We start from the raw sequence: 914 nt of genomic DNA on the forward strand, positions 1-914 counted from the left end.
AACGCTGCGGCATGTTTGCTCACCACTGGCGCTGGCGCAACAATCGGCAACTGCATCCTTCACCTCCTGCTCAAAACCTTTGAACCTAACGCCTAGTCTACCTCAGACGCGATATGATGATTTTTCTCTCATGAGAGCACAACACTCAAGGTACTAGTAGTCTCGTAACTTATACAACACTGCTGTCGAATTCGCCTCCAACCGATATAGTTCTTGTGTACCATCACAGAAACTCTCCTTTTCGGGACTATTGAAAGCAGGTAATTGATCCAATAAATAAGGCGTGAGTTCATAAAAAAGATAAACCCTTGACTATACCGAGGGTTTAGCCTTTGTTTACTTTACTGCTTTGTGATTCCTCGAATGCCCGAGAAGAGTCAAGAGCCCATTCTTCCAACTCAGAGTATTAGTCAGAGGGTTAGCAGTCATAGCTTCGGCATTCGAGCGCGTGAGGATTGTCGGCGCAGTAGCGGTCAAACACCGATTGACACGAAGGGACGGCTTGAGCCGATTGAGCGGTTTGCAACTCTTCGACGGTTTCCCATGCGATCGCCACTTCAACGCGCTGACAACCATACATTTCAGTCAGGCGACGGGCATGTTCTAGTGCCGCTTTCAGCCGGTTTTCGGTGGTCGATTCGGGGGGCTGTGGCCGTAAGTCAACAGGAGAGTTAGTTGTTCTGGGTGCAATCGCGATATTAGTCATAACAGGTACCTAACCGAATGATGTGCTGTGAACTAACAACAGCTTAATCATAATCTGGGGAAATGATAACACCTGAATCATATAACTGGACAGTGCGAAGTTTTTCTTGAAGTGCGAAATGCGATTCTCCATAGGAGAGGCGGAGCCAACGCTAAAAGTAACGAACATCCCTATACCCAAGGGGCAAGGAATGTTCGAGACTGGTTGA

Annotated in this window: 1 protein-coding gene; it reads right to left on the bottom strand. The window is 47.6% G+C overall.

Annotated elements, in window-relative coordinates:
• Positions 1–418: 418 nt before the first annotated feature.
• Positions 419–706 (bottom strand): CP12 domain-containing protein, encoded by a 288-nt coding sequence (locus CKL79_RS22595; protein WP_121971731.1) that lies wholly within the window; start codon positions 704–706, stop codon positions 419–421.
• Positions 707–914 lie beyond the last annotated feature (208 nt).

The sequence above is a fragment of the Leptolyngbya sp. BC1307 genome, from assembly GCF_002286735.1.
Classification (GTDB): Bacteria; Cyanobacteriota; Cyanobacteriia; order Phormidesmidales; family Phormidesmidaceae; genus Phormidesmis.

Coding starts and splice junctions, on each gene's coding strand:
- CKL79_RS22595 (WP_121971731.1), bottom strand. CDS start 706: ATGACTAATATCGCGATTGCACCCAGAACAACTAACTCTCCTGTTGAC.